Genomic DNA, 21,820 nt, shown 5'->3' with positions numbered 1-21,820 from the left:
TGCGACATTAGCATTACAGCATAACCGGAAGTGCCACACCATGCAGGAAGATAACCCGCCATTTGATTTGGCTAACCCACAATACTATATCAATCGTGAACTCAGTCTATTGGCTTTCAACTGCCGTGTCCTTGAGTTAGCCCAAGATGCCAGCTTGTCCTTGCTGGAGCGTTTGAAATTTTTGTGCATTTCCAGCTCCAACCTTGACGAGTTTTTCGAGGTGCGCGTTGCCAGCCTCAAACAGCAATTGAGTCTGGAACTGACCTCCATCGGCGCGGATGCGTTATCCCCCACGGCGGCTTTGCAGCGCATCCATGAAGTCACCCACGATTTGGTGGATCGTCAATACAAGCTCTTGAACGAAACCCTGATTCCCGCATTGAAACAAGAGCGCATCCACTTTGTCAGGCGCACCCATTGGGATGCTACCCAACGTGCTTGGCTGTCGGATTACTTCGACCGCGAATTGATGCCACTGCTCAGCCCGCTGGGGCTTGACCCGGCACATCCGTTCCCGAATGTGATTAACAAAAGCCTCAATTTCATTGTCAGCCTCAACGGTACGGATGCATTCGGGCGTGAAATTGACACCGCGATTGTGCAAGCACCACGCACGTTACCACGCATTATCCGCCTGCCAACGGCGATGGCTCCCAGTGAAAACAGTTTTGTGTTTTTGTCATCCATTTTACACGCCTTCATTGACCGCTTATTCCCGGAAATGATGGTGCTGGGGTGCTACCAATTCCGCCTGACCCGCAACAGTAATATGTATGTCGATGAGGAAGAAATCGACGATCTGTTACAAGCGATGCAAGGCGGCTTACCGCAACGTAATCACGGCGCGGTGGTGCGCTTGGAAGTGTCGGATCATTGCCCGCAAGACAATATCGACTACCTGCTGGAGCAATTCCAACTCAGCGCGGCGGATGTTTACAACGTTAATGGCCCGGTAAATCTGAATCGGTTAATGGCTATTTGTGATTTGGCGGATCGCCCGGATTTGCGTTTCCCGCCGTTTCGTCCTGCGCCTTCGTTGGTAGAACATCACCCGGATTTGTTTGCGCGGATTCGCCAAGGCGATGTATTGCTGCATCACCCTTACCAAAGCTTCCAATCAGTGGTCGATTTTATTGCACAAGCCGCCAAAGACCCGGAAGTCCTCGCGATTAAAATGACCTTGTACCGCACCGGTAAGCAATCCATTTTAGTGGAACACCTCGCGCGGGCAGCGCGTGCTGGCAAAGAAGTTACCGTGGTGATGGAATTGCGAGCACGATTTGATGAGGAAGCCAATATCGGCCTCACCAGTCAGTTGCAACACGCCGGAGCGCACGTGGTTTACGGGGTGGTAGGTTACAAAACGCACGCCAAACTGTGTCTGGTGGTGCGTCGCGAAGCCGGTCGCTTACACCGTTACGCGCACCTCGGCACGGGCAATTACCACGCTGGAACTGCACGGCTTTACACCGATTTCGGGTTATTCACGGCTAATGCGGCGATTACCGAAGACTTGCATAAAATCTTCCACATGCTCACCGGGTTGGGGCGCATCCACGATCTCAAGCATTTGCTGGCTTCACCGTTTACCTTGCACACCGCTGTGATTGCCAAAATTCAGCGTGAAATCGAACACGCCCGCGAAGGGAAAGCAGCCCTGATTCAGGCACGCATGAATTCTTTGATTGAACCGCAAGTCATTGAAGCACTGTATCAAGCCTCACAAGCGGGGGTGCAAGTGAATCTGATTGTGCGCGGCATTTGTTGCTTACGCCCCGGCATTCCCGGTGTGTCGACCAATATTCATATGCGTTCGGTGATGGGACGGTTTTTGGAACATCCGCGCGTGTTCCATTTCCTGAATGACGGTGATGAGGAATTATACTGTTCCAGTGCGGACTGGATGCCACGCAATTTCTTCCGGCGGGTAGAAGTCGCGTTTCCGATTTTGGATAAAAAACTGCGCCAGCGCATTATGCATGAAGCATTTGAATTGTACTTACAGGACAACACTCAAGCGTGGGAATTGCAGGCGGATGGGGCGTATATACGGCGCGAACCTGCACCAGATGAAGTAGCCTCAACAGCGCAACAACAATTGTTGCAACTGCTGAGTCCCAGCCACCTTTAACGCTTGTAAAGGTGTGGGGCGCGAGCGCGGTTAGTATTTAAGCCCGCTCGCCCCGGTTTTCCTGTCCCAAACGGCGACAAAAACACCGAGGAAACGCGCCCCCCGGCCTTACTCGAACGCCCACCACTCGCACCCGCTGCCAATGCAGGCAGTGCCACAGTTTCGCCACTTAAACGGTTATAAACGGTTAATACCCGGCGCACGTAGTGCTGGGTTTCATTGTAGGGCGGAATGCCTTGGTATTTATCAACCGCACCCTCACCCGCGTTATAAGCCGCAATTGCTTTGTACAAATCGCCATCGTAACGCTTCATCAACCAGCTCAAATAACGTGTGCCGCCATTGATATTTTGATTGCTGTTAAACGCATCCGACACCCCAAAGCGTGCCGCCGTTGCCGGAATCAATTGCATCAAACCTTGCGCACCTTTGGGAGAAACCGCCGTGCTGTTGTAACAGGACTCCACCGCAATCACGGCTTTCACCATCGCCGCATTAACCCCGTATTTATTGGAATAGGTAGTAATAGATTCCAAGTGCGGCGTGGCTTTGCGCTCAAGTCCATCGGCATTCATGCTGACGCAAACTTGTGCCTCAGCTACTGGCATCAAACCGATGCTGAACAATATAAGTAAAAAACCTATCACTGAACGCTTCATGCACATATCCTTTGGACTAAAACAGACTTTATATATTAGCAAATTCTAATGCTTTTAGTTGCCATTTTTCTTGGAAAGTTCCCCTACAAGGATAGTAGGCATCATAGAAAAAAGAGCCACATCTGTCGCCTCGATACACCACTGATGCCAGCATCGCCGAGACAAGCACAAGTTCACGCCAATTCGTGGGTGAAAATCCCCGCTGGCATGTACAACGTCGCCGCCAAATCCAGCACCCGCCGATGGTGCGTAAACAGCAATACTTGAGTCTGTTGCGCCACGTCCGCCAACACCTCAAGCCCCACGCGGGTACGTTTGTCGTCAAATCCGATGAGAATATCATCCACAACCAACGGCATTGGCTCGCTATGCGGCGAATGCTGCTGCTCCAAGGTCGCCAAACGCAGTGACAAGTAAAGCTGGGCGCGAGTGCCTTCACTCATGCGTTCCACCCACACCTCGGCATTATTGGGGCGCACACCCAGCAGAATAGGCTTACCATCCACCACTTCATCCCGCAAACTCGCATAAGCTCCCAAGGTCAGCTTGGCGAATAGTTCACCTGCCCGCAATAACACCGGGGTTTGATGTTTCTTGCGGTAATCCTCTATACGCTGTTTGAGGATCAACGCCGCACACGCAAACCGCAAATACTGCTCTGCCCCCGTCGCCACGCTGGTTAAGTGTTGTTCTGCTTCCTCCGCCGCATTCGCAGCAGCAGCATTACCGTCTTTCGCCTGAATCGCATCATGCACGGTTTGGCGTTGCGCCAGCAGCGTATCGCGTTGCTTGCCCAACTCGCTCAGTTGCATGGTAACAGCGTGTAACGCTGCATCAATCGCATCAATATCCGACGCTGCTGCTTCCTGTTCCAGCGTCGTAATGCTTAAACCATCGCCGTTACGCCCTAACTCGTCCTCCAGCTTTTCCACCTGTTGTTGCAAAGCGCGTTTATGGCGAGACGCTTCACCCGCTGCTGCTAAATCCGCATGGCTGGCAACGCTTGCGATAGTCCGTAAATCCTCCAAAGCCTGATTCGCCGCATTAATTGTCAAGGTAGCGTCTTGCAAGGCTTCGGCAAGGTCTTTTTCGGTATCCTTAAGTTTTGCGAGACTGGCGCGGGCTTCACGGGCGTTGTTTAAGTCTTGATGGAATTTCTCTGCCAAGGTCGCCGCTTCGTGTCCATCCCGCTGCACCCCAATCCTATCCGCAAACGCAAATACTTTTTCTGCAAAATCCTTCAGCACTTTATCCATGCCGTAAATGCGCCGACTCGTTTCTTCCGACTTGTCGAATTTGCTGAAAAAAGCTTCCCATTGCTCAAAAATAGCGGTAACACGTTCTGGGTGTGCATCAACCGTCAAATGCAGATCGGCCAATGCTTGTCCCCATTCCTCCCGCCAAACTGCCTGCTCTGCCTCAAGAGTTTTCAAGGCTTCAGCAGCTTGGTGCATCAGATTTTCCGCTTCCCCAGCGTCACGCTGCCATTGCCGTTGCGATTCCAATACCGCTTCTTGCTGCTGCAAGTGCTGTGTGCATACTTCCAACAGTGCTTCAAGCGTCAACCCTTGAACATTTAAAGTGGGCGCAAATGCGGCGATTTGTGTCGCCAACACGACCTGCAAACGGCTACATTCTTGCGCAAGACTTACCGCGTCCGCCTGTTGTGCAAGGGCAGATTGTAATTTGGACAGCAGCACATCCGCTTTTTGCCCCCATTCCTTCATTTCCGCAGGCGTACCCACTTGAATGCCTAACGGTATCCAAAGTGCTGTCCATTCCTGTTGCAAGGCTTGCCGTGTGTCTTGCAGGGTGGTGCTGGCAGCGATTAACGCTTCACGCCGGGTGTGCAGGCTGTGCCGCCGTGCCTCAAGGTCAGCGCGTTTCACCACTTGATCTGCGGCTAAACGCAATTTGTCCGCCAGATGATCAGCCGCCTCCACCTGTTGCTCGTAATGAGCAGGCAGTGCCACATCCGCAGCCGTGGACAATGGGTCAAGGTAATGCTGTTTAATCAGCAACCAGTCTTGTTGCCGTGCCACCCTTGCCGTATCGAGTTCGGTTAAGGTCGGCACTTCACTCAACGCTAACGCCAGCAGTTCCTGCTCGGCGAAGCGTTGCTCTGCTTCAAGGTCTTTTTGTTGACGGGCATAGTCACGCAAGTCATCGGCAATGGCATGAAACTGTTTTTCAAACGCATCTAACGTAGCCGAAGCGGGCAATGCCAAAGTCAGCAACGCCTCCAAACCGCCTGAAAACTTACCCAAGCGAGCCAAAGCTTGCTCACAAGCGAGATACTCCTGCTTGGCGCGTTGCTGCGCGGTGGCGTAACGCTGCTCAAGGTTGCCCGCTTTACTGACAATGGCAATGCTGGCTTTCAACTCACTCAAATCCAGCGTTAACGCAGGCTGTTGCGCCAGTGCTTGCTGAGCTTGCTGATACTTATCGCTGGCAGCGCGGCGTTTGGCTTCTGCCACTTCACGCTTTTGCCCTAGCATACTATGGCGTTTGACCAATTCCGCCAGCCACTTTTTGTTATTCAACAGAGGGCGCAGTGCCGCCGCTTGCTCCAATTTGAGGTCGGGGCGAATTTCTTTCAGCAAGTTATCGGCTTCGTTACGCAACAGACGGCGTTGTCCATCTTGACGCGGTTTGTCGATAATGGTTTTATCCACCGCCCCTAACTCTTTGTAGAGTGCAATAATCTCGGCTTCATTCTCCAGCAATTCATCACGCACTCTGAGCAAAGCCACTTCCTGTTGCAAACGGGTCAACTTAGCAGCAGCTTTAGCCTGTGCTTCACTCGCCTGTTGCAATTTGTCACGCGCGGCATGGTATTGCCCCTCAAAATCTTCGGGAAGCAGCAGCACTTCCTGCAAGTCTTGCAACCGTTGCAAGACATCTCGGCGTTGCCCCAGCGCACCTTTTACTCGATTGAGTCGGTCTAAGCGGCTTTTTTCCTTACTGGCTTGCTGAATAGCGGCATCGACGGCTTGAATGCTGGCTTCGATGCTATCGCGCTGCTTATTGAGGTCTTTCCATGCGTCTACCGACAAGCTCAATTCTTTAACGCGCGTTTTGGCTTTTTTGAAATCAGCAATGGCTTGGTTGACTTTGGGCTTCGTCCCTATGGGTTTGAACAATTCTGCTGCATTGTTTTCCAAATTCTCCAAAATCAGGCGCGAACTGGCAATGCCCGTAGCAGCACTGAATAACACTTGCCCCAAATCACCCGCTTGACTGAGCAAGGCTTTACCACCTGCTTCGAGGCGTTCGTGGTCGAGACCGTGGAACTTCTTGAATAGCTCCTCATTCATACTGGCGGGCAAAAACGGCAATAACAGTGCATCATCCAATGCGGTGAGGGTATCAGGGTGTAACAGGGTATCTTTGTTACCTTTGCGGCGCACAAAGTCGAGGCTGCGCCCATCGGCAAGCCGCAGTTTACCACCTACCCGCATCTGCGCATGAGGGTGTAAATAGTCATCAGGGCTACGGGCGGGAATCCCAAACAGCCACGCAATAATGGCACGTAACGAAGTGCTTTTACCCGCCTCATTGTCGCCGTAAATTAGGTGTAAGCCTGCTGCACCAGCGGATAAATCCAAGGTTTTATCGGTGAATGCACCGTAAGCACGCAAGTCGAGACGGTCGATTCTCATGGCTCAACTCCTACACTCAACAGTTTGCCGACCAGCATTTGCTTGGCTTCTTGCACAATACGTTGCAACGTTTCAGGCGCGTCAAGATCAAGCGTCGTGCCACTGCCCACCGCTTCATGCGGTATTTTTTGGCGCAATTCGGCAATGATGTCAGGAAAATCAGCAATGTCAGCCGGATGATGCGAGGTGGCAACAATCGCATTGAGGAGGTTCGCCAAAGGGTTGTCGTCAGCCAACACCGCATCCAAATCGCGCTTGCCAGTCACGGCATTTTCGACGCGCTCAATCCATAAGTCGTCACCCGCCAGTTCCGCGCCGATGGCTTTGCATTGTTGCGCAAGGTGTTCGGGGTCGGCAGCAAGTGCCGTGGCAACGTGGCTTGCACCTTCGATGCGAATACGCATAGCAATAATACGCCCATCAGCAGCTGCGAGTTCGCGAGCGATTGCTTGGCGAATGCATTCCCACACCTCGCGCAAGGTGGCAGTATCGGTAACATCTACGCGGCACAGTACCCAGCGCAACACATCCAACGCCACGGGTTCGACACTACGAACCTCACCCTCACTGACGCTCACTAATACGCAACCTTTTGCCCCGGTTTCGCGGACGTGGCGGCCTTGGATACAGCCGGGAAACACAATCCACGGTGCTTGTGCCACCAGTTCGTATTGGTGAACATGACCCAACGCCCAATAGTGATAACCTTTTGAGCGCATCTCATCCACGCTGCACGGGGCGTAAGGCGCGTGACCATCGCGCCCCTCAAGACTGGTGTGCAATAAGCCAATGTTGAAGAGATCTTTGCTGGCGGGTGAAAAATCCGTCACGAGGTTATCGTAGACGTGTTGAGTACCGAAACTACGCCCATGAATCACCACGCCAAGGTCGGCAAGGTGGATTTTTTCGACCTTACGATGCGCAAAGATCGTCATATTGCTGGGACTATCCAACGCCTTGGTCATTTTATTGGCGGCATCATGATTACCCAATACCGCATAGACGTGAATATTGTGGGCTTTGAGTTTGCCGATTTGCTGACTAAGGAAAATGCCGGTGCTGTAGTCTTTCCAATCGCTATCGTAGATGTCACCCGCCAGTAGGATGAACGCAACGTTTTCATCAATGGCGCGCTGGATCAGATTCTCGAAAGCGCGGCGGGATGCACCACGGATAGCGTCCATTGGAGCAGCGTCATAGCGGGAAAGGCCGCGCAACGGGCTATCCAGATGAATATCGGCGGCATGAATAAATTTAAACATGATTATCCCAGCACTCGGATGACAAGCATAAAAAAAGGGAGACTACGCTCCCTTTTTCGATTGCGCATTAATTAAATGTCGCGCAACAGCTCATTAATGCCCACTTTGCTGCGGGTTTTCGCGTCAACTTTCTTCACGATCACTGCGCAATACAGGCTGTATTTACCATCGCTGGAAGGCAAGTTACCGGAAACCACGACTGAACCCGCCGGAACACGCCCGTACATGACTTCGCCGGTTTCACGATCATAAATGCGTGTACTTTGACCGATGTAAACGCCCATTGAAATCACCGCGCCCTCTTCCACAATTACGCCTTCGACGACTTCAGAACGTGCGCCGATGAAGCAGTTGTCTTCAATGATTGTAGGGCCTGCTTGCACTGGCTCTAACACGCCGCCGATGCCCACACCGCCGGACAAATGCACGTTCTTACCGATTTGTGCGCAAGAACCAACCGTTGCCCAGGTATCAACCATCGTGCCGCTATCCACATACGCGCCGATATTGACGTAAGATGGCATCAGCACGCAGCCCGGAGCGATGTAAGAGCCACGACGCGCAATCGCATTCGGCACGACACGCACACCACCTGCGGCAAACTCATCCGCGCTCATGCCCGCAAATTTGGACGGCACTTTGTCGTAATACTGCGTGCAACCGCCATCCATCACTTCGTTATCGTTCAAACGGAAAGACAACAACACGGCTTTTTTCAGCCACTGGTTTACTTCCCAGTTGCCCACGCCGTGTTGGGTGGCAATGCGCAATTTACCGGCATTCAGCAATTCCAGCGCGGCATTCACCGCTTCACGGGTTTTCGCTTCTGCATTGCGTGGGTTGATGTCGGCACGACGCTCGAACGCTTCTTCGATAATACTTTGTAATTCAGTAACTTCTGACATTTTAATCTCCATAGTTAAAGGGTTTCGACCACGTACCGGATACGTCCAGCCGCTTCGATACAAGCTTCCAGCGAAGCCACCAGCGCAAGGCGCACTCGCCCTGCCCCCGGATTCAGCCCATCGGCTTCGCGTGATAAATAACTACCCGGAACCACATTCACATGTGCTCGTGCGAATAATTCACGGGTAAAGGTTGCGTCATCCACCGGCGTTTTCGGCCATAAATAGAAACCCGCTGCGGGCATTTCTACCGCCATGACCGGTGCGAGTATTTCCATGACTGCCGTGAATTTTTGCCGGTACAATTCCCGATTGAGCAATACGTGCGCTTCATCATTCCAGGCGGCGGTACTTGCCGCTTGAAATGGCGGCGGCATCGCACAACCGTGATAGGTGCGAAACAGCAAGAACTGTTGCAACACATCCGCATCACCCGCCACAAACCCGGAGCGCATTCCCGGTGCATTAGAACGTTTCGACAAGCTATGAAATACCACACAACGCTTCCAAGCGGTATTCCCCATTTGTGCAGCGGCCTGCAACAAACCGGCTGGCGGTTGAGTTTCATCGACATACAACTCGGAATAGCACTCATCCGAAGCCACAATGAAATCGTACTGTTCCGCCAAACGTAACACCTGTTGCAAGGTTTCCAACGGCATGACCGCGCCGGTCGGATTACCTGGGCTGCAAATGTACAAAAGCTGGCAACGTTGCCACACTTCAGGTGCTACCGCCGCAAAATCTGGGATAAAACCATTCTCTTGGGTGCAATTCAGGAACACCGGTTGCGCCCCTGCTAACAATGCCGCACCTTCGTAAATCTGATAAAACGGGTTCGGCATTACCACACTGGCATCCGCAGAACGTTTCACAACCGTTTGGGCAAATGCAAACAAAGCTTCGCGCGTCCCGTTCACTGGCAAGATATGCCGTTCGGCATCCACACTACCCACTGGCAACTGAAAACGGCGCGTCAACCACCCCGCAATTGCCTCACGCAAACCCAGATTACCTTTGGTCAACGGGTAATTCGCGAGTCCTTCCAGATTGGCTTTAATCGCTTCATGGATAAAATCCGGGGTTGGGTGTTTCGGTTCACCCATTGCCAGCGACACCATAGGCAATGCTGGCGGCGTAATGCCGTCAAGTAACGCACGAATACGCTCAAACGGGTAAGGTTGCAAACGGGCAAGATCAGGATTCATACGTGATGGCGTTCCTAAGTGGTTCACAGCAAAATCGTGAGTATACGTGAAAACGAAAAAGCCCCAAACAGGGGCTTTTTCTAAAGCGAGCGATAGCTCACCGATTACTTGGCTTTAGATACCATGAAATCAACGGCAGCCATTACTTCTGCATCAGACAGCGCAGGGTTGCCGCCTTTTGCTGGCATTGCGTTTTTACCCTTCAGGGAACTGGTATGCAATGCATCATTACCTGTCGCAATGCGTGGAGCCCAAGCTGCTTTGTCGCCGAGTTTCGGCGCACCCGCTACACCAGAATCATGGCAGCTAAAGCACAGTCCTTTGTAAACTTTCTCGCCATCAACTGCGCCAGCGGCTTTAGTTGCGTCAGTAGCAGTCTGGGTAGCTGCATCAGCCGTTTTTGCAGCAGCATCGCTGGTTGCAGTTGCTGCTGAATCAGCAGCTTTAGTGGTTGCATCACCTGCTGCTTTTGCTGCATCAGCCGCTGCTTGAGTCGCAGAATCAGCCGCTTGTGTTGCCGCAGTGCCTGCTGCTTTCGCTGCATCGCCCATTGCGGTTGCCGCGCTGTTAGCCGCGTCAGTCATCGCAGTCATTGGGTTGCTGCTAGGTGCAGGTGCTGCAACAGGAGCCATTGCTGGTGCAACTTGCTCAACAGCTACCGGTGCTGCCGCTGGCTTAGCAGCTTCTGCTTTTGGAGCTTCAGCTTTAGGGGCTTCTTTCTCGCCGCAACCAGTCAATACGCCTAAGGCTAAAAAGAGTGCTGAAGCACTAACAACGATTTTTTTCATAATGTGACTCTCCTGATTTTGAGATAGATAGAAATTTTGGTTACTTTATGGGTGAATCATCGTAAAGGAGCAATATAGGCATGTCAATTCAAACTTTTACGTGAAACTTGAGTCTCGCACATTGAGCAATTATGCTCTCACTTTAACCAAAATACGCTCAAACACCATGACAGAATCACACCCCTATCTACAGACTTTTCGCGGCTCTTTTATGGGCGTATTACGTTGGCATCAATTAGATCAATTGTGGGAACAGGTGCTGGCAGATTCACACAGTTGGCATGTCTACGCCGTTGGCGAAGAACCACCTACGCAAGCATTAAGCGGTGATGCTTTACGCAACGTTGTGCAGGAACTGGATACGTTATTACGCCACGAACACGCGGAAGATTACTGCGGAATCGTCTACACTGATAGCATGAATCATCCAACCTACATCAAGGTCTTTGACCCCAACAACCTTGGCTCGACTTGTGGCTCCAGCGGCAACCCACCGCTGCCCGGTTGGATACTTTCACACATGCAACCGATTAACCTGCCCGCAGCCCTACCGCAACCCGGTAATCGGCGGCGTTGGTGGCAAAAACTATTCAACCATGCTCACTAAAATAAATCATTACCTCATCCGCATCTGCGGCATTTGCCTGCTATGCGGCACAGCGCAACTCAGTTACGCGCAAGAAATAAGCAACGACCGTCTTCAAGCCGATTTGCAGCAGATTCTGCAAGAATTGCAACGGATTGAGCAGGAAAATGCGCGGCTAGAACAAGCCATTCAGGAAGCTCTCGAAGCTAATCAGGCGTTGGATGCGGAAATCGAAAAAATCCGCCCCGAAGTCGCAAGCTTACCGCTACCACCGCAGTAAAGTGTCACTGCCCGCGCTTAAGCTGACGAATCAGGAAACGTGCCGGATGCAATTGCTGATAAAGCGTTGCCTGCACCGGTAACGGTTCCCCCGTCAGCACTGCCGCGAGTAACGCCGCGCTCAAGCCACTGGTAGTTAAACCCCGCGAACCAAACCCCGCCGCGATGAACACATTCGGCTGGTACTGTGCCTGCGGGTAATGCTGACGCGGATTGCCGTAACGTAACGGCGCATACGCTTGCTGAAAAAACTCCAGATCCGGCAATGCCCCGACCACAGGATAACGGTCGGGTGTCGTCATGCGCACCGCCGCGTGACTGCTGGTTATCGCGCCTAAACTATCGGCAAAATCCGGCAAGTAATCCCGTAACTGCTGCGTATTGACGGCATCTGCCGCTGCATTTAACACCGGCTCACGCTGATTACGCACAAACGTTGCCCCGAAAATATGCTGCCCCGCCACTGACGGGGTTAAATAACCTTCATGCCCCAAGGTGGTCTTTAAGCGTGCACTTGTTGGCGACGCAGCCGCTGCACTGGTTTGCCCCATTACTGGCTGAAAAGGCAAAAATGCGGTTTGCGCCCAACGATCGGCTTCACGACCGCTGGCAATGATCGTAATGCCCTCACCCGCCAGCGTGGTGCTATCCGATAAGGTGCGTACTTCAATGCGGTCATGCGCCACCAATGCCGCACACAGACTCGCGGGATTTACCCAACCGGCTTGCGGAAAATAACTCGCCCCCGTCGTCAGTGGAATCCCTGCTAACGCCGAAGCAGTCGACGCATCCACAATCTGCACAAAATCAGCCGGAAACGCACGCTTTGCAATGGCTTGTTGACGAGCGGCTTCACGCGGCTCATGTGCTAATTGCAACGCCCCGCACTGCGCCCATTCCACTACGTGCCCTGCCTGTTCGAGTTGCCGCAATTGTTTTAGCGCGTACACGAATGCCTGACAGTAAAAGGCTTCGCCCCAACTAGATTCGGCGGTCATTTTAGGGAGTAATACCCCCGCACGATTGCCTGATGCTTCCGTCGCAAGGCGCGAATGACGTTCCAATAACGTGACATACCAACCGCGATCCGCCAAGGCGCGGGCGATTTGACAACCAGCGACACCCCCTCCGACAACTGTCGCCAGTTTCGAGTTAGTCACCGTTGGTAACGCAAACCAAGGCGCAATCGCATCTGATGTTTGTTGCGCAATACTCAACCAACGTTGCATCAGAGACTGTAAACTGAACTGTGTAACTGCTATATAACGTGAATCCCAAGAAGGAGCAGTAACATGGAACGCCTCGACCCGAAACTCATGGATGACTTACTCAGCGATTGCAAAACGCCTGCTGATGTCAAAAACCTTTACAGCCAGCTCTTGCAGCGGATGATCAACCGCAGCTTGGAAGCCGAATTGGATGTGCACCTAAACTACGACAAGGGTGAGCGTAGCGAAGCCGGGCAACGGCGCAGCAATACCCGTAACGGCAAAGGCAACAAGACCATCAAAGGCGAATTTGGTGAGTTGCAGGTAGAGACACCGCGTGACCGTGATGGCAGCTTTGAGCCGAAGTTGATACAAAAACGCCAAATACGGTTAGCAGGGATGGAAGAACACATCCTGACGCTGTACGCCAAAGGCATGACCACCCGCGACATCGAAGACACGATCAAACGCCTGTACGGGGTGGACATCTCGCATACGCTGATCGCGGAAGTAACCGAAGCCGTTCAGGGCGAAGCTAAAGCGTGGCAGACGCGAGCACTGGATAATATCTACCCGATTGTCTGGCTCGATGGGATTGTCGTTAAAGTTCAACAAGATAAGCAGGTCATCAATAAATCAGCCCATGTGGTATTGGCGGTCAACTTACGCGGTGAAAAGGACGTGTTGGGCATCTGGTTGGCAGAAAATGAAGGTGCCAAGTTCTGGTTATCGGTCTTGACGGAACTACGCCACCGGGGCGTACAAGACATCTACGTGGCGTGCATGGATGGCTTAAACGGCTTGCCTGAAGCCGTCAACGCGGTCTTCCCCAAAACGCTGACCCAGTTGTGCATGGTACACATGGTTCGCGCCAGCTTGCGCTACGTCACCGCCAAGGATACCAAAGGTGTGGTCGCTGCCCTCAAGCGCATTTACCAGTCCAGCACTGCTGAAGAAGCCGAACACGAACTGGAAGCCCTCGACACCGAATGGGGTAACAAATACAAAGCAGTCGTGCGTCTATGGCGCGGTAACTGGGCGAATGTCATCCCGTTTTTCCAGTTCCAGCCGGAGATCCGCAAAGTGATTTACACCACCAATGCGATTGAATCCCTGAACATGAGTTTGCGCAAGTTTACCCGCAACCGGCGCATCTTTCCCAATGACAGTTCAGCCCTCAAAAGCCTGTATTTGGCGGTACGCGAAGCCTCGCAAAAGTGGTCGGTCATTCACCACTGGAAACCCGCTTTGCAGACTTTTTTACTTATGTTCGGTGAAGAGCGGGTTCCGCTCTCCGCCCTATGAAAAACGTGTTACACAGTTTATTTGACAGACTCTTGCATCAACTTATTATCCTGTCATCACAATATTGCACGTTTGTTTATTTTTCATTCAATTCCTAAAAATCGAAAAAATGGTTTGGAGTTTTTTCTACAGCCTCAACGTCCAGCATGACAGGCGCGGCGAGGAGTTTATGATCGGAGTCGTGGGCTGTCATCGCGTTCGTCGTCGACATACTTGTTAACTTATTTAGTTTCGTTTTTATATCTTAAATTTTCTTAGGGATTCAAGAATAAACATTGATAATACTGACATTTCAACTTGACCACTCAAAAAATAGACAATAATTGATACAAATATTTCTATAGCCATCCACAAAGAATTTATAAAAATTCTATATGGAGAAAGTAAATGTAAATTATCTTTTTTTGCTCTAAACATTCCTTCCCCAGACTCTTGAAGGAAACCATATGTTTTGAAATGTTTATCTATAATTGTATTTTGAATAGTTTTTTTAAAAAAATTTGTTATGATGGTTTCAGGAATAAAGTTAGATACATTGCCTATCATTCCAGTGCTAGATAAAAGATTTTCGTCTGTGGTTCTATTGCCCTGAGTTAGCCTATAAGATTGTTTATTTTCTATTGAGCTAGTATCTGATATTAAGTCGACAATTTGAACCCCGAAAAACAACTCAACAATAATATGCTTTAACCCTTTGAAGAAATTATAATTATTTTTGCTGCAAAAAATAAATTTAATAAAATTCATAATCGTTATCCAATGTTAATTGTTGAATTATTTACCTGTCTTTTTTTCAACTCCATTGTCGCTTCTCCATACCCTTCGAGTCTGTCAAATAAACTGTGTAACACGTTTTTCATAGGGCGGAGAGCGGAACCCGCTCTTCACCGAACATAAGTAAAAAAGTCTGCAAAGCGGGTTTCCAGTGGTGAATGACCGACCACTTTTGCGAGGCTTCGCGTACCGCCAAATACAGGCTTTTGAGGGCTGAACTGTCATTGGGAAAGATGCGCCGGTTGCGGGTAAACTTGCGCAAACTCATGTTCAGGGATTCAATCGCATTGGTGGTGTAAATCACTTTGCGGATCTCCGGCTGGAACTGGAAAAACGGGATGACATTCGCCCAGTTACCGCGCCATAGACGCACGACTGCTTTGTATTTGTTACCCCATTCGGTGTCGAGGGCTTCCAGTTCGTGTTCGGCTTCTTCAGCAGTGCTGGACTGGTAAATGCGCTTGAGGGCAGCGACCACACCTTTGGTATCCTTGGCGGTGACGTAGCGCAAGCTGGCGCGAACCATGTGTACCATGCACAACTGGGTCAGCGTTTTGGGGAAGACCGCGTTGACGGCTTCAGGCAAGCCGTTTAAGCCATCCATGCACGCCACGTAGATGTCTTGTACGCCCCGGTGGCGTAGTTCCGTCAAGACCGATAACCAGAACTTGGCACCTTCATTTTCTGCCAACCAGATGCCCAACACGTCCTTTTCACCGCGTAAGTTGACCGCCAATACCACATGGGCTGATTTATTGATGACCTGCTTATCTTGTTGAACTTTAACGACAATCCCATCGAGCCAGACAATCGGGTAGATATTATCCAGTGCTCGCGTCTGCCACGCTTTAGCTTCGCCCTGAACGGCTTCGGTTACTTCCGCGATCAGCGTATGCGAGATGTCCACCCCGTACAGGCGTTTGATCGTGTCTTCGATGTCGCGGGTGGTCATGCCTTTGGCGTACAGCGTCAGGATGTGTTCTTCCATCCCTGCTAACCGTATTTGGCGTTTTTGTATCAACTTCGGCTCAAAGCTGCCATCACGGTCACGCGGTGTCTCTACCTGCAACTCACCAAATTCGCCTTTGATGGTCTTGTTGCCTTTGCCGTTACGGGTATTGCTGCGCCGTTGCCCGGCTTCGCTACGCTCACCCTTGTCGTAGTTTAGGTGCACATCCAATTCGGCTTCCAAGCTGCGGTTGATCATCCGCTGCAAGAGCTGGCTGTAAAGGTTTTTGACATCAGCAGGCGTTTTGCAATCGCTGAGTAAGTCATCCATGAGTTTCGGGTCGAGGCGTTCCATGTTACTGCTCCTTCTTGGGATTCACGTTATATAGCAGTTACACAGTTCAGTTTACAGTCTCTACCCTTCTGCTTTTGCTGTAAATTTTCTATCATAGCCATTTGTGATATTCAAAATAAGAGCTAATCCAAGAAAAGCAACGGCTGTTATTGCTACAATACTCATTCCAGTTGTCGCGGCAATACCGGCTATACCGACAATCCCACTAACTCCGCCAGTAAAAGGAGTAGCAGCTAGTGTTGCTCCAAGAATTATTAAGGCAGGTTTAGAGATATTTTTAATTGCATCAGCTTTATGTATTTTTTCTGCAAGCTCACCTTTAACAATTATTTTTTTGAACTCACTTTTCATTGCTGCTTCAAGCTCAGTCTTTGTTCTAACTTCTTGGCATTCTCTATTCATTGATAAATCCATTGATATTGTGCATATATACGCCAACATCCGAATTGACGGACGCAGCGAGAAGTAAGTCGGTCGGAGTCGCGGGCTGTCACCACGTCCGTCGTCGAATAACTTGTTGGCTCTTGAATCATTTTAACTATTGAATATCATTCTCACGACAACTTAAATAAACAAAATCACCTTGAGGTAAATTATAATTAATGTCTAGGCTTTTTAATTTCTCACTTAAAGTTAAAGCTTCTTCAAAAGAGCAACCATTATTTTCAGCAAAGCTCACTAAATTACTAATATTTCCATTTATTTTTACTGAGAAACCAAAGCCCGGATTAACGCAGCAACCAATATTCTCATCCATATACTCTTCTTCTATAAGAAGAATATCATGCCCCATGAGTTTTGCTGGAGACCCTATTATATAGTAGTCTGTATAATCTACTCTGCCATTTGGAGATTGAGAAATAACATTAGAGTCTTTAAATATTTTAATTATATCACTTGATGTTTTTTCTCTTTCTTTTGTATTGGATTTAAAGCTTATGCTATCAGCAAGCTGGTTTTCAATGCTTATGTTGTCTGTGATCTTTTTTTCGCTTGATATATTATTTTCTTTTTGACTTTTTTCAGTAGGTGATAGTTCTAATAGTTTTTCTTTGAGCTTGTTAATTGAATATGTCTTTGCAATATATCCTTCTTTGGGCATTGAAAATAAACCATGAGAACTCATATGTAATCGTATGCTTTCTTTTCCTATGGATTCCATTTCAGATATTATTTCTTTTAAGAGCTCTACATTCTTTTTATTTAGAAATGCCCTGGCATTTTCCGCTTCAGCTTTAACCTCTTCAACTGTGTATCCATTTAAATTATGATCACCACCAAGAGCATCTGCTGCAAGTTGAATATCATCAAGGAAAACTCTCTGTTCTTCTAACGACATCCCTGACATCATATTTTCTAAGGATTGATGGTTTCTAAAATCGAATGTTTTATCAAAGCATCCCGTTAAAACACAAATTAAAAAGACAAATAATGATAATTTCTTCATTTTCAACTCCGTTTAATAGTCGAGGCACTTGCAAAAATACGTCAATGACGTAGCTATAGCACTATATGTTGTGGTTTCCTAAAAAATGACCTACATCATGTGCAATTTTGCAAGTGGCTCTAGTCGTCATCATGGCGTATTTCCCCGTGCGCTAATCAATTGTTCAGGATTGTACAACCGATGAGCGGTAGATGCATTATTTTTGCTGAATTCGTGACGCTTATCCGCGTCGCTCCGCTCTTTTGCAAAGGAGGGGGGAATATTTCGTATCTTATTAATTTCGTGAAAAATTATCCAGCCTCCCCCTTTGAAAAAGGGGGATTGAGGAGGATTTTCTTCTTACTTAGCGACTAGGTGGAACTTGGGTTTGCGCCACGTAATTATCGCGTGCTTGTTTAGCCCGCTCCATCCGCGCTAATAAAGCGGGTGCATCTTGCTCAGCAATAAACGCCGCAAACTCACTCAAGTTGCGCTGATACGCATTAATCATGGTGAGAATTGCATCTTTATTGGTCAAACAAATATCGCGCCACATGATCGGATCACTGGAAGCAATCCGGGTAAAATCACGAAATCCACCGGCTGCGTAGCGCAAAATGTCCTCACGTTGCGGCATATTCAGCAACGTATCCACCAATGAAAACGCCAATACGTGCGGTAAATGACTGGTCGCCGCTAACACCTGATCGTGCAAAGCAACGGGCATTTGTTCCAGCAACGCCCCAGTAACGCGCCACATCGCTTCTACTTTAGCCACAGCATCCGCATCGGTGTGCGCCAACGGCGTTAAAATAACCCGCCGGTTCTGATAAAGATCAGGAATTGCCGCTTCAACGCCGCTTTTTTCACGCCCTGCAATCGGATGACCGGGCACAAAACGCGCGTAATCTGCGCCAAACACCTGCGACACTTCCGCAACAACACTGCCTTTGGTGCTGCCCGCATCAGTTAAAATCGCATCCGCCGGTAACACCGGTTTAATTTGCTGCAACAGCGCACCCATTGCTCCCATCGGTACTGCCAGCAATACCATATCCGCGTCGCGCACTGCCTCTTGCGGGTTAAGCGTAAAGCTGTCGATGACCCCAAGGTCTACAGCTTGTTGCAAGTGCGCGGCGTTACGGCTGCACCCCACAATCGTTTCGCAGTAACCCGCCTGCCGCAAAGCCAGTGCTAATGACCCGCCAATCAGACCCACGCCAAAAATAACCAGTTTTTTAATCACGCTGCCAAAACCTTTTTCAACGCCTCAATACAACGGGTATTTTGTGCGGTTGTACCAATGGTAATGCGCAAATGTTGCGGCAAACCGTAACCCCCAATCGGACGCACAATCACGCCTTCACGCAACAACGCATCGTAAAGCGGCGCGGCGGGACGTTGCATATCCACGGTAATAAAGTTACCCACCGTCGGGATGTATTCCCAGCCATTTTCCGCACACGCCGCCCGCCATTGCACCAAGCCAGCCGCATTAGTATCAACACTGCGCTCAAGAAACGCATCATCCGCTAACGCCGCCTGTGCTGCTGCCAACGCCAACGAATTAACATTAAACGGCTGACGCACCCGGTTTAGTAAATCGGCAATCACCGGATTCGACACCGCGTAACCCACCCGCAACCCCGCCAAGCCGTAGATTTTCGAGAAGGTGCGGGTCACGATTAAATTCGGGAACTCCTCCAGCCAAGTCAGGGCATTGGGAAATTCCACTTCTTGCACGTATTCGGTATAGGCTTCATCCAACACCACAATTACATCGCTCGGCGCGCGCTGTAAAAAGCTATGCAAAGCCGTGGTCGACAGCCAAGTTCCGGTGGGATTATTGGGGTTTGCGATAAACACAACGCGGGTTTTATCGGTAATCTTTGCTGCCAGATTGGCCAGATTATGCCCGTAAGGCATGGTCTGATGATCCGCAGGATTCGCTTTAGCGATTTGCAATTCTGCGCCCACCGCTTGAGTAACAATCTGATACACCGCGAAAGCATGTTCGGATATGACCGCTGCCCGCTGATTATCTAAAAAAGCGCGGGCAATCAATTCCAATACGTCATTAGAACCGTTGCCTAAGGTGATTTGATTGCTGTGCAAACCAAACTTTTCAGCAATCGCTTGCTTCAATTGGTAGCCGCTGCCGTCAGGGTAAAGCTCTAAGGTTTTCAACGCTGCTGTCAACGCCGCTTGCGCTTGGGGACTTGCACCGAGGGGATTTTCATTGGAGGCCAATTTGAGAATATTGCTAATCCCTAATTCGCGCTCCAATTCCTCAATGGGCTTGCCCGGTTGGTAAGGGTGCAATGCCTGTACGCCAGTAACGGCAAGCTGCTTGAAATCGGTCGTTGATTGCATGAGTGAGCCACACCTATCTAAAGCTAAACACATCAATATACATAAAAAAAAGGGACAACCAGTGCCCCTTTTTTCAAAACCGCCACTAAGGGGGTTTTAGTTACCTGCCGCTACCGCAGCCGCTTGTGCAGCTACTTCGTCAGCAAAGTTTTCTTGCTTCTTCTCGATACCTTCGCCGACTTCCAGACGGACGAACTGGCTAACGCTTGCACCTTTAGATGCCAGCAAATCGCCAACGGTTTGATCAGGGTTCATAACGAACGGCTGACCTACCAAGGTAACTTCGCCTAAGAATTTCTTCATGCGACCGACAACCATTTTTTCCGCGATTTCGCGTGGTTTGCCGCTTTGCATAGCGATGTCGATTTGGATTTCGCGCTCACGCTCAACCACTTCCGCAGGCACGCCGGATTCGTCTACACAAACCGGACGGCTGGCAGCAATGTGCATCGCGATGTGCTTGCCCATTTCGCCATCATCACTCGTAATGCAAACAACCACGCCGATTTTCGCGCCGTGTTGATAGACAGACAGTTGACCGTCACCTGCATCAACCCAAACCAAACGACGCACTTGCACGTTTTCACCAATTTTGGCGATCAGCGCAGTACGGCTAGCTTCAGTCAGTGCTGACAGTGTTTCAACATCAGCAACATTGTTTGCCAATGCGACTGCTCCAACTTCGTCAGCAAACGCTACGAAGAAGCTGTCTTTTGCTGCAAAGTCAGTTTCGCTGTTGACTTCAACGACTACCGCACGTTTTGCGTCAGCAGTCAGTGCGATCACTACGCGCCCTTCAGCGGCAACACGGCTTGCCTTTTTATCGGCTTTCGCTGCACCGGACTTACGCATTAAGTCGATTGCAGCTTCCATGTCCCCGTTAGTTTCGGTCAGGGCTTTTTTGCATTCCATCATGCCTGCGCCGGTACGCTCGCGCAGTTCTTTAACCATTCCAGCAGTAATTGCCATTAGGGTAAACTCCTTAGTCTTGCGCGAAGCAGGCTTATTCGCCAGCTTCGGTGGTTTGCTCTGCATCAGCAGCAGGGGCTTCGGTGGTTTCTGCCATCATTTCCTGTGGTGCAACCGCAGCACTGGAGTGACCGTCGTTAATCGCATCGGATGTCGCCGCAACGTACAACTGAATTGCACGAATCGCGTCATCGTTACCCGGAATAACGTAATCAACACCTTGCAGTGAGTTGTTAGTATCAACAACACCAATAACAGGAATGCCCAGCTTGTTTGCTTCTTGAACTGCGATTTTTTCGTAGCCTACGTCGATAACGAAAATGGCATCAGGCAAGCCGCGCATATCTTTGATACCGCCAAGGCTGCGCTCTAACTTTTCCGCTTCGCGAGTCAGTGTCAGGATTTCTTTTTTGCCTAACTTTTGGAAAGTGCCGTCTTCAGCCATTTTCTCAAGGTCTTTCAGACGCTTGATGGAGCCTTTTACGGTTTTGAAGTTAGTCAGCATCCCACCCAACCAGCGATGGTTGACGTAAGGCATTTTGCAGGAAATCGCTGCTTCACGTACCGCATCACGTGCAGAACGCTTAGTGCCAACGAACATAACCTTGCCGCCCTTGGAAGCCAGTTTGCCGACGAAGTTCATAGCTTCGTTGAACATTGGCAGGGATTGCTCAAGGTTGATAATGTGAATTTTGTTGCGTTCACCAAAAATGAATTGACCCATTTTTGGGTTCCAGTAACGGGTTTGGTGGCCGAAATGGACACCTGCTTCCAGCATCTGGCGCATAGTAACTTTAGGCATTGTCAGTCTCCTGTGGGTTATGCCTCCATACATCCCATCAACGCAACCGGATAAAACTACCCAGCACCCTGCGCGACGTGTCGATATATGTGTGAATTAAAAAACAGTCTTTCAAAACAATTTGCGCTTAGCGCGGCGGCTTTATACCATGAAACGCTTTTAAGTGCTACCGGGAAGAGA

General features: G+C 50.0%; 19 protein-coding genes. 4 read left to right on the top strand and 15 right to left on the bottom strand.

Annotated elements, in window-relative coordinates:
- Positions 1-40 precede the first annotated feature (40 nt).
- The gene (ppk1, locus tag J9260_RS05015) at positions 41-2,131 is read left to right on the top strand and encodes a polyphosphate kinase 1 (protein WP_210220716.1); all 2,091 of its coding nucleotides are present in this window, start codon (positions 41-43) and stop codon (positions 2,129-2,131) included.
- Here ppk1 and J9260_RS05010 read toward each other — a convergent pair.
- The 6 genes from J9260_RS05010 to J9260_RS04985 all read right to left on the bottom strand — a co-directional run bounded on the left by J9260_RS05010 (position 2,128) and on the right by J9260_RS04985 (position 10,615).
- Positions 2,128-2,790, bottom strand: coding sequence for a lytic transglycosylase domain-containing protein (locus J9260_RS05010; protein ID WP_246499638.1), 663 nt, complete (start codon positions 2,788-2,790; stop codon positions 2,128-2,130). The genes ppk1 and J9260_RS05010 overlap by 4 nt on opposite strands.
- Positions 2,791-2,963: 173 nt before the next feature.
- A complete protein-coding gene (locus J9260_RS05005) occupies positions 2,964-6,452 on the bottom strand; it encodes a YhaN family protein (RefSeq protein ID WP_210219944.1) in 3,489 nt (1,162 codons plus the stop codon).
- Positions 6,449-7,714: a metallophosphoesterase family protein gene (locus J9260_RS05000; RefSeq protein ID WP_210219943.1), complete on the bottom strand. Its 1,266-nt coding sequence runs from the start codon at positions 7,712-7,714 to the stop codon at positions 6,449-6,451. The genes J9260_RS05005 and J9260_RS05000 overlap by 4 nt, the downstream gene beginning before the upstream one ends.
- A 71-nt stretch (positions 7,715-7,785) precedes the next feature.
- Positions 7,786-8,619: a 2,3,4,5-tetrahydropyridine-2,6-dicarboxylate N-succinyltransferase gene (gene dapD / locus J9260_RS04995; protein ID WP_210219942.1), complete on the bottom strand. Its 834-nt coding sequence runs from the start codon at positions 8,617-8,619 to the stop codon at positions 7,786-7,788.
- Between the two features lie 14 nt (positions 8,620-8,633).
- Entirely contained in the window at positions 8,634-9,827 is a 1,194-nt protein-coding gene (gene dapC, locus J9260_RS04990) for a succinyldiaminopimelate transaminase (RefSeq protein WP_210219941.1), read from the bottom strand.
- Positions 9,828-9,931: 104 nt separating this feature from the next.
- Complete coding sequence (locus tag J9260_RS04985; RefSeq protein WP_246499637.1) at positions 9,932-10,615, bottom strand: c-type cytochrome; 684 nt, start codon at positions 10,613-10,615, stop codon at positions 9,932-9,934.
- Between the two features lie 166 nt (positions 10,616-10,781).
- Between J9260_RS04985 and J9260_RS04980 the strand changes: the two genes are divergently transcribed.
- Together J9260_RS04980 and J9260_RS04975 are read left to right on the top strand one after the other, a co-directional pair.
- Entirely contained in the window at positions 10,782-11,222 is a 441-nt protein-coding gene (locus tag J9260_RS04980) for a hypothetical protein (protein WP_210219940.1), read from the top strand.
- Complete coding sequence (locus tag J9260_RS04975; RefSeq protein WP_210219939.1) at positions 11,212-11,481, top strand: hypothetical protein; 270 nt, start codon at positions 11,212-11,214, stop codon at positions 11,479-11,481. Before J9260_RS04980 ends, J9260_RS04975 begins: the two co-directional genes overlap by 11 nt.
- A 4-nt stretch (positions 11,482-11,485) precedes the next feature.
- On the opposite strand, the gene mnmC1 is transcribed toward J9260_RS04975, so the two are convergent.
- Complete coding sequence (gene mnmC1, locus J9260_RS04970) at positions 11,486-12,709, bottom strand: FAD-dependent 5-carboxymethylaminomethyl-2-thiouridine(34) oxidoreductase MnmC1 (protein ID WP_210219938.1); 1,224 nt, start codon at positions 12,707-12,709, stop codon at positions 11,486-11,488.
- Positions 12,710-12,772: 63 nt separating this feature from the next.
- On the opposite strand from mnmC1, the gene J9260_RS04965 reads away from it, so the two are divergent.
- The gene (locus J9260_RS04965; RefSeq protein ID WP_210217517.1) at positions 12,773-13,993 is read left to right on the top strand and encodes an IS256 family transposase; all 1,221 of its coding nucleotides are present in this window, start codon (positions 12,773-12,775) and stop codon (positions 13,991-13,993) included.
- Positions 13,994-14,230: 237 nt separating this feature from the next.
- On the opposite strand, the gene J9260_RS04960 is transcribed toward J9260_RS04965, so the two are convergent.
- The 8 genes from J9260_RS04960 to rpsB form a co-directional block, all read right to left on the bottom strand.
- Positions 14,231-14,740 carry a hypothetical protein gene (locus J9260_RS04960; protein WP_210219937.1) on the bottom strand — a complete coding sequence of 170 codons (510 nt, stop codon included), beginning with the start codon at positions 14,738-14,740 and terminating at the stop codon, positions 14,231-14,233.
- Positions 14,741-14,849: 109 nt separating this feature from the next.
- On the bottom strand, positions 14,850-16,070 hold the full coding sequence (locus J9260_RS04955; RefSeq protein ID WP_210217517.1) for an IS256 family transposase: 1,221 nt from the start codon (positions 16,068-16,070) through the stop codon (positions 14,850-14,852).
- A gap of 60 nt (positions 16,071-16,130) precedes the next feature.
- Positions 16,131-16,472: a hypothetical protein gene (locus tag J9260_RS04950; protein WP_210219936.1), complete on the bottom strand. Its 342-nt coding sequence runs from the start codon at positions 16,470-16,472 to the stop codon at positions 16,131-16,133.
- Positions 16,473-16,608: 136 nt separating this feature from the next.
- Positions 16,609-17,517 (bottom strand): hypothetical protein, encoded by a 909-nt coding sequence (locus J9260_RS04945; RefSeq protein WP_210219935.1) that lies wholly within the window; start codon positions 17,515-17,517, stop codon positions 16,609-16,611.
- Positions 17,518-17,860: 343 nt separating this feature from the next.
- Entirely contained in the window at positions 17,861-18,742 is an 882-nt protein-coding gene (locus J9260_RS04940) for a prephenate dehydrogenase (protein WP_210219934.1), read from the bottom strand.
- The gene (gene hisC, locus J9260_RS04935) at positions 18,739-19,869 is read right to left on the bottom strand and encodes a histidinol-phosphate transaminase (protein WP_210219933.1); all 1,131 of its coding nucleotides are present in this window, start codon (positions 19,867-19,869) and stop codon (positions 18,739-18,741) included. The genes J9260_RS04940 and hisC overlap by 4 nt, the downstream gene beginning before the upstream one ends.
- A gap of 96 nt (positions 19,870-19,965) precedes the next feature.
- Positions 19,966-20,838: a translation elongation factor Ts gene (gene tsf / locus J9260_RS04930; RefSeq protein WP_210219932.1), complete on the bottom strand. Its 873-nt coding sequence runs from the start codon at positions 20,836-20,838 to the stop codon at positions 19,966-19,968.
- 34 nt (positions 20,839-20,872) lie between these two features.
- A complete protein-coding gene (rpsB, locus tag J9260_RS04925; RefSeq protein ID WP_210219931.1) occupies positions 20,873-21,640 on the bottom strand; it encodes a 30S ribosomal protein S2 in 768 nt (255 codons plus the stop codon).
- Between the last annotated feature and the right edge of the window lie 180 nt (positions 21,641-21,820).

The organism is Thiothrix unzii (assembly GCF_017901175.1).
Lineage (GTDB): Bacteria > Pseudomonadota > Gammaproteobacteria > Thiotrichales > Thiotrichaceae > Thiothrix > Thiothrix unzii.
Note: the sequence above shows the minus strand (reverse complement) of the source record. Positions and strands in the feature narration are given on the sequence as shown.